Origin of the sequence: Parafannyhessea sp. (genome assembly GCF_051876455.1) — a bacterium.
GTDB lineage: Bacteria > Actinomycetota > Coriobacteriia > Coriobacteriales > Atopobiaceae > Parafannyhessea.
On sequence record NZ_JBJEHW010000212.1, the window covers coordinates 1 to 7,688 of the forward strand.

General features: G+C 70.2%; 7 protein-coding genes and 1 tRNA gene. 3 read left to right on the forward strand and 5 right to left on the reverse strand.

Annotated features, from left to right (window positions below):
• Positions 1-43 precede the first annotated feature (43 nt).
• Positions 44-120: transfer RNA gene (locus ACI38Z_RS08990), tRNA-Arg, on the forward strand.
• A gap of 63 nt (positions 121-183) precedes the next feature.
• On the opposite strand, the gene ACI38Z_RS08995 is transcribed toward ACI38Z_RS08990, so the two are convergent.
• On the reverse strand, positions 184-792 hold the full coding sequence (locus ACI38Z_RS08995) for an NUDIX domain-containing protein (RefSeq protein ID WP_439789863.1): 609 nt from the start codon (positions 790-792) through the stop codon (positions 184-186).
• 194 nt (positions 793-986) lie between these two features.
• Between ACI38Z_RS08995 and ACI38Z_RS09000 the strand changes: the two genes are divergently transcribed.
• The gene (locus ACI38Z_RS09000; RefSeq protein WP_439789864.1) at positions 987-2,576 is read left to right on the forward strand and encodes a DEAD/DEAH box helicase; all 1,590 of its coding nucleotides are present in this window, start codon (positions 987-989) and stop codon (positions 2,574-2,576) included.
• Between the two features lie 11 nt (positions 2,577-2,587).
• Here the strand turns inward: ACI38Z_RS09000 and folE are convergent, their stop codons facing one another.
• From folE to ACI38Z_RS09020, 4 genes are all read right to left on the reverse strand, one after another.
• The gene (gene folE / locus ACI38Z_RS09005; RefSeq protein ID WP_439789869.1) at positions 2,588-3,151 is read right to left on the reverse strand and encodes a GTP cyclohydrolase I FolE; all 564 of its coding nucleotides are present in this window, start codon (positions 3,149-3,151) and stop codon (positions 2,588-2,590) included.
• Positions 3,152-3,240: 89 nt separating this feature from the next.
• On the reverse strand, positions 3,241-4,095 hold the full coding sequence (locus ACI38Z_RS09010) for a bifunctional 5,10-methylenetetrahydrofolate dehydrogenase/5,10-methenyltetrahydrofolate cyclohydrolase (RefSeq protein WP_439789865.1): 855 nt from the start codon (positions 4,093-4,095) through the stop codon (positions 3,241-3,243).
• A complete protein-coding gene (locus ACI38Z_RS09015; protein ID WP_439789866.1) occupies positions 4,088-4,729 on the reverse strand; it encodes a cyclodeaminase/cyclohydrolase family protein in 642 nt (213 codons plus the stop codon). The genes ACI38Z_RS09010 and ACI38Z_RS09015 overlap by 8 nt, the downstream gene beginning before the upstream one ends.
• Before the next feature lie 78 nt (positions 4,730-4,807).
• Positions 4,808-6,475 (reverse strand): formate--tetrahydrofolate ligase, encoded by a 1,668-nt coding sequence (locus ACI38Z_RS09020; RefSeq protein WP_439789867.1) that lies wholly within the window; start codon positions 6,473-6,475, stop codon positions 4,808-4,810.
• A gap of 244 nt (positions 6,476-6,719) precedes the next feature.
• On the opposite strand from ACI38Z_RS09020, the gene ACI38Z_RS09025 reads away from it, so the two are divergent.
• Complete coding sequence (locus ACI38Z_RS09025) at positions 6,720-7,517, forward strand: 2,3-bisphosphoglycerate-dependent phosphoglycerate mutase (RefSeq protein WP_439789868.1); 798 nt, start codon at positions 6,720-6,722, stop codon at positions 7,515-7,517.
• The last annotated feature ends 171 nt before the right edge of the window (positions 7,518-7,688 follow it).

Consider the following 7,688-nt stretch of genomic DNA (forward strand, 5'->3'; position numbering starts at 1 on the left):
GCGAGAAGGACGCGCCCACTTCGTGGTAACATCAAGCACGCACGCTCCCTTAGCTCAGCTGGATAGAGCATCGGTCTTCTAAACCGCAGGTCAGGCGTTCGAATCGCCTAGGGAGCACCAGACTTGCCGCGGCCCCGGGGGATCATTCCCCGGGGCCGATTCCATTCCGGGCAACAGGTGCCGCTACGCGAGCCCGCGCTCCACGGCCGCGAGCGCGCCGATAATGGTCTTCCCGTCCTGGATGAGCCCCGCGCGCACCGCCTCGAGCACGTCGCGCACGGGCAGCCACGCCACGTCCACGAACTCGCCCTCGTCTGGGCTCGCGCTCCCCTGCCTCAGGCAGTGCGCGAGGTAGATGCTCGTGGTCTCGTTCGTGAAGCCGATGGAGCCCGCCGCCCGGCCCACGAACTCGAGCCGCCCGGCCACGAGCCCCGTCTCCTCGCGGAGCTCGCGCGCGGCGCAGCGCTCCGGCTCCTCGCCCGCGTCCAGCTTTCCCGCTGGGATCTCCAGGCTCATGCGGCCCATGGCCACCCGGTACTGCCTGACCAGGCAGATGCGCCCGTCCCGCACGGCCGCGACGCCGGCCCCTCCGTGGTGCAGCACGACCTCGCGCACGCCGCGCCCGCCGTCCGGCAGCTCCACGTCGAGCGTACGCACGCCGAAGATCCGTCCGTCCCACACCCTGGTCTCGCCCACCACGCGCTCCACCAGCCGCGGGTCGTCCTCAAGGAGCGCGCGGATGTGGCCGAGGCCGCCCTCCCGCCAAACGTCCTCGTCCTTCTCGCCCTCCATGCGCGCTCCCTCCGTTAGGCGGCGGGCCGACCCCGCCGCTCGTGCATACAGCGCCATGGTAACGCTGGTCCGGAGACGCGCGGGGCAGGTCGGCGCGGGTGGGTTTATTTGGTAGATGGCCAGCGCGGCGCGTGGGCGGCGGATTTTTGGATACGATTCCCTAGCACCGTAAGCGACATGATTGGAAGTGCATATTGGCAGACCGCCAACACAATAGAAGGCACGCGGGCGAGAAGATCGAGTCATTTGGGCAGCTGGGGTTGTCCCCTGCCGTGATGGACGCCCTCGCCGAGCTGGGCCACACGACGCCGACCCCCGTGCAGGCGCAGGCAATCCCGGCCGTGCTCGCGGGCAGGGACGTCCTGGCCGCCGCCCAGACGGGCACCGGTAAGACGGAGGCGTTCCTCCTCCCCACGCTGAGCGGGCTCGGCCACGCCGCTGCAGGCGAAGGGCCGCTCATGCTAGTCATCACCCCAACGCGCGAGCTCGCGCAGCAGATCGACGAGGTCGCGGCGACCATCTGCGGACACACCGGCCACCGGACGGTGACGCTGGTGGGCGGCGTCGCGTACGAGCCGCAGTACCAGGCGCTCGAGCGCGGCTGCGACGTGCTCGTGGCGACGCCCGGACGCCTGCAGGACCTGATCGACTCCGGGCACGCAAGCCTATCGCAGGTCGGGGTGCTCGTGCTTGACGAGGCCGACCGCATGCTCGACATGGGCTTTTTGCCGGCTGTGCGCAAGATCGTGGCCAAGACGCCGGCCAAGCGCCAGACGCTGCTCTTCTCGGCCACGTTGGACGACGAGGCTCTGGCGAGCACGCGCTCGCTGGTGAGCGACCCCGTGTGCATCGAGATCGCTCGCAAGGGCACCCCGGCGGAGAACGTGGACCAGTACGTGCTGGCCGTCTCGCGCGAGGCGAAGAACGCCGTGCTCGCGGAGGTGCTGCGCCGCGAGGGGCCGCGCCACGTGATCGTGTTCACGCGCGGCAAGCACCGCGCCGACGCCATCTGCCGCAAGCTCCGCAAGGCGGGCATCGCGTGCGCGCCCATCCACGGCAACCGCTCGCAGCGCCAGCGCGAGAACGCCCTGCGCAACTTCCGCGAGGGCGAGGTCGACGTTCTGGTGGCGACGGACGTGCTCGCACGCGGCATCGACATCCCCGACGTGCGCTACGTGATCAACTTCGACGTGCCGGGCGACGCCGAGGACTACATCCACCGCATCGGCCGCACGGGCCGCGCCGGAGAGACCGGCTGGGCCCTGACCTTTGTGACGGAGGACGACTACCTGGAGCTTCGCGACGCCGAGGCGCTCATGGGCAAGGTCGTGCCGGCCTACCCGCGCGCCGAGGGGCTCGACCTGGGCGAGAAGCCCGTCCGCCTTGACCCCAACCGCGACCCCCACGAGAAGCTTCCAGGCAAGAAGGCCCGCAAGAAGATGTCCGAGGAGCGCAAGGCCCGCCGCGAGCGCGAGCGCGCCGAACGCGAGGGCGAGCAGGCCAGGGGCGGGGCGCGCCCCAAGGCTGAGGCGCCAGCCAGGCGCAAGGCCGAGGCCCGCCGCGAGGATGACCCCAGCCGCAAGGCAAAGCGTCCCGCCAGAAAGCACGCCCGTGGCGAGGGGAAGCCGAAGACGGCCGGGAAGCCCTCGGGCCACTCGGCCGCCGGCAAGGCGGCATCCCGCAGGCGCAGCAAGGCCATGCCGTACGGCCCGGCGGGCAAGCCCAAGCGCGAGACCGCCAAGAGGCTGAGCCGCCACCCGGGGGACCGCGGCGGCAGGCGCTAGCGCGGCTCCGCCTACCTGCCCAGCAGGCGCAGCGCCTCCTCGCGCGTGCGGCTGTCGCTCTTGAAGACGCCGCGCACGGCGCTCGTGACGGTGGAGGATCCGGCGGCGCGGGCCCCGCGCATGGTCATGCACGTGTGCTCCGCCTCCATCACCACCATGACGCCGAGCGGGTCGAGCTCGCGCATGAGGGCGTCGGCAACCTGGGAGGTCAGGCGCTCCTGCACCTGCAGTCGGTGCGCGTAGCCCGTGACGCAGCGCGCGATCTTGGAGAGCCCCGTGATGCGTCCCTTGCGCGGGATGTAGCAGACGCTCGCCCTGCCCTCGAAGGGCAGGATGTGGTGCTCGCACATGGAGGAGAACGGGATGTCGCGCACGACGACCATCTCCTGGTTCTGGTCCTCCTGGAACTGCCTGCGCAGGTGCGCGGCCGGGTCCTCCTGCATGCCGCCAAAGAGCTCCTGCGCGGCGCGCGCCACGCGCTCCGGCGTGCCGCGAAGCCCCTCGCGATCCGGGTCCTCGCCGATGGCGAGCAGGAACTCGCGCACCGCGGCCTCGGCGCGCGGCTTGTCCATCATGGCGAACCCCTGGTCGTTCAGCGGACGGCCAAAGCGGTCCTTCTCGCCCGTGGGCTGTGCCGCACGGTACGAGCTCGTCTCCGGAATCATCAGTCAAGCGTCCTTTCCGCAGCCTCGATAACGTGCTTGGCGAGGCAGGCCGTCGTGACCGAGCCCACGCCGCCGGGCACGGGCGTCACGGCGCGCACGATGGGCTCGACCGCGTCGAAGTCAACGTCGCCCACGAGCCTGCCCGCGGCCTCGTCCCAGTTGATGCCCACGTCCACCACGACCTGGCCGGCCGCGGCGCAGTCCGCCCCAAACGTGCCGGGGTGGCCCGCCGCCACGACCGCCACGTCGGCAGCGCGGCACTTGGCCGCGAGGTCGCGGGTCCTCGTGTGGCACATCGTGACGGTGGCGTTGGCCGCCTGCAGCATCAGGGAGACCGGCCTGCCGATCACGAGCGAGCGGCCGATCACGACCACGTCCGCGCCCTCGAGCGCGACGCCGTAGTGGCGCAGCAGCTCGAGCACCGCCTCGGCCGTGCAGGGCGGGAAGCCGCGCCGCACGTTGCAGAAGACGCCCGCGAGCGAGCCCTCCGTCACGCCGTCCATGTCCTTGGCGGGGTCGAGCCTGGCGCAGGCGGCGCGCTCGTCCAGCTGCGCCGGCAGCGGGCGGAACATGAGGCAGCCGTGGACGGACGCGTCCGCGTTCACGCGGTCGATCGCGGCCTCGAGCTCCGTCTGGCCGCAGTCGGCCGGCAGCGCGACCTTCTCCACCGCGATGCCAACCTTGTCGCAGCGCTTGACGGCCGCGCGCTCGTACGCAAGGTCGTCCGCGCGCTCGCCCACGCGCAGCAGGGCCAGCTTGGGCGTGACGCCGCGGGCCGACAGCTCGGCCGCACGCGCCGCGAGCCTCTCCGTGAGCGCCTTGGCGACCGGCGCGCCCTTAAGAACCTCAGCCAATCTGGTCCCTCCCCCTCACGCGTGCCATCACGCGCTTCGAAACTTCCCTCGCCTTGGGCGAGAAGGTCTGGAGCATCCGCTCGCTCCGCCCCTCGGCGTCGTCCGCGAACTCGCGGTCACGCAGGTTGTGCGTGTTCACGTACACGCTGATGCCCGCGCCCTCGAGGGCGGCCTCCGCAAGCGCGGCGCCGCATCCCACGTCCGCCACGAGCATGGCGGAGCACTTCTCCTCCATCTCCTCCAGGAGGTCGATGGCGCGGCAGGTCTCCTCCATCACCTGGAGGGGCACCTTCGTGGCGCCCTTGGTCGCGAGCTCGATGGCGTCCGCGCGCGTGGGGTCGTCCTTGGGCAGCGCGTAGGCCGCCGCAAGCGGGGCAAACGCCTGCGCGTCGCCGTCCACCAGGACAAGCAGCCGCTCGCGCACCTCCGCCAGCTCCCCGAGCATGCGCTCGAGGTCGTCCTGGTACCGCGCGTAGCGGGCCTTCCCAATGGTGAACTCCCCCGCCATCGAGCCCAGCGCAGCGGCGAGCGCGCCCGCGTAGGCGATCGCCCCGCCCCCGCCGGGCACGGACGTGCGAGCGGCGAGCCGCCCCGCGAACGCGGCGCAGCTGCCGTCAACCAGAGTATCTGACATATGTTCGAGCCTTTCCAGGGGCGCCCCACAGGGGACGCCCCGCAAAACCATGGTCTGAGTTCGGCGTCGCGGGCGGTGCTAGAACAGGCCCACGATCTTGCCGTCGGGCGTGACGTCGATCTTCTCCGCCGCGGGAACCTTGGGCAGGCCCGGCATAGTCATGATGTCGCCCGTGAGCGCCACCACGAAGCCCGCGCCCGCGGAGACGCGCAGGTTGCGCACCGTGATCCTGAAGCCCTCGGGGGCGCCCAGCTTGTGCTGGTCGTCCGTGAAGCTGTACTGGGTCTTGGCCACGCAGATCGGGAGTTTGCCAAAGCCCTGCTCCTCGAGCTGCCTCATCTGCTTGGCGGCCTTCGTCGTGAAGTCCACGCCGTCCGCGTGGTAGACGCGCTTCGCGATCGCGTTGATCTTGTTCTCGATCGTGTCGTCGGCGTCGTAGGCAAAGCGGAAGTCGCTGGGCTCGTCGCACAGGCGGATGACCTCCTCGGCCAGCGCCCGGCCGCCCTCGCCGCCCTTTGCCCAGACCTCGGAGAGCGCCACGTTCACGCCGATCTTGTTGCACTCCTCCTCGACGAGCCTGAGCTCGGCCTCGGTGTCCGTGGGGAACGCGTTGATTGCGACGACGACGGGAAGCCCGAACACGTCCTTGATGTTGGAGACGTGGCGCAGCAGGTTGGGCATGCCAGCCTTGAGCGCGTCGAGGTTCTCCTTCGTGAGCTCGGCCTTGGGCACGCCGCCGTTGTACTTGAGCGCGCGCACCGTCGCCACGAGCACGACGGCCGACGGCTTGAGGCCCGTCGCGCGGCACTTGATGTCCAGGAACTTCTCCGCGCCCAGGTCCGCGCCGAAGCCGGCCTCGGTCACGACGTAGTCCGCGAGCCTCATGGCGGTCATGGTCGCCTCGACGGAGTTGCAGCCGTGCGCGATGTTCGCGAACGGGCCGCCGTGCACGAAGGCGGGGTTGCCCTCGAGCGTCTGGACCAGGTTGGGCTTGATGGCGTCCTTGAGGAGCGCGGTCATGGCGCCCTCGGCGTGGATGTCGTGCACGGTCACGGGCTTGCGGTCGTAGGTGTACGCCACGACCATGCGGCCCAGGCGCGCCTTGAGGTCCATCAGGTCCGTGGCCAGGCAGAAGCACGCCATGACCTCGGATGCCACGGTGATGTCGAAGCCGTCCTCGCGCGGCATGCCGTTGGCGACGCCACCCAGGCCGTCCACGATGCTGCGCAGCTGGCGGTCGTTCATGTCGACACAGCGCTTCCACACGATGCGGCGCGGGTCGATGCCCAGGGCGTTGCCCTGCTTGATGTGGTTGTCGAGCATGGCGGCGCACAGGTTGTTTGCCGCGCCGATGGCGTGGAAGTCGCCCGTGAAGTGCAGGTTGATGTCCTCCATGGGGACGACCTGCGCGTAGCCGCCTCCGGCGGCGCCGCCCTTGATGCCAAACACGGGACCCAGGGAGGGCTCGCGCAGGCAGAGCATCGAGTTCTTGCCCAGCGCGCGCAGGGCGTCCTGCAGGCCCACGGAGGTCGTGGTCTTGCCCTCGCCCGCGGGCGTGGGGTTGATGGCGGTCACGAGCACGAGCTTGCCCTTGACGGGCGCGTCCTTGAGGGAGTGGATGTCCACCTTTGCCTTGTAGTTGCCATAGAGCTCGAGCTGCTCGGGCTTCAGGCCGGCCCTCTTGGCCACCTCGGTGATGGGAAGCATCTTCGCTTCCTGGGCGATCTCGATGTCTGACTTCGCCATTTGCTTTTCCTTTCGCTTCTCGGAGCGGTCGAGCTCCAACGGTTACCGAGTCACACGGGACGAACTGACCGTGAGCACATTATGTACCCGCGCTGCCACGTGCGCGCGCTCTTCTCGCCCAATTGGCGGGCTTCGCGCAAGCTCCATGCGTCGCAGCATCCGTGGAGGGCGAGAAGAACTTGGGCCGCGGCCGCGCGAACCTGTCATCATGGGGACGAGCCATCGATTGGACCAGGAGGCCGGCATGGCAACGGCAACGCTCGTGATCATGCGCCACGGCGAGAGCGCATGGACCGACAAGAGGGTCAACAGGTTCGCGGGATGGGTGGACGTGCCGCTCACGGACCGCGGGCGAGCCCAGGCGGCGGAGGCCGGCAGGCTCATGCGCGAGGCGGGCATCCTTCCCGACGCCGTGTTCACGTCGCTCCTGGGGCGCTCCATCGTGAGCGCGGACATCGCCCTGGGCCAGGTGGGCCGCCTTTGGGTGCCCGTAATCCGCAGCTGGCGCCTGAACGAGCGCCACTACGGCGCGTTCCAGGGCCAGACGCGCCCCGCCATGCGCGAGCACTACGGCGACGAGCTCTTCAACACGTACCGCCGCAGCTTCGACGTGCGACCGCCCGCGATCGCGCTCGACTCCCCCTACTTCCAGGGTAACGACCCGCGCTACGGCACGCCCTCGCAGGATGGGCTCGACGGGATCGACCCGCGCGCCATCCGCTCCGAGTGCCTCAAGGACGTCATCGCGCGCCTGGAGCCGTTCTGGGGCGCCTACGTCACGCCGCCGCTCCTGCTTGGCCAGACCGTGCTCGTAGTCACGCACGGCTCCGTGGTGCGCTCGCTCATGAAGGTGATCGAGGGGCTCACGGCCGATCAGATCCGCAGCGTCAACGTCCCCACCGGGCAGCCACGCGTGTACGAGTTCGAGGCGGGCGGCCTGGGCGGCCTCAGCCTCAAGGGGTCCGGCCGCTGGCTCGACCCGGACGCCGCGAGCCGCGGCGCGCGAGAGACGCTCGCGCTGGGCGGCGGCAACCCCGCATAGCGACGTGGCACGGGCGGGCGGGTCGACGGCGTCACCCTGCCCGCTCCGCTCCATCCCGCCTCACAACATCCCCGCGATAGCAAAAAGCCTGGCACCAGGTGCCAGGCTTCGCTTTAAATGGTGGGTCGTGAGGGGGTCGAACCCTCGACCTTGGGATTAAGAGTCCCCTGC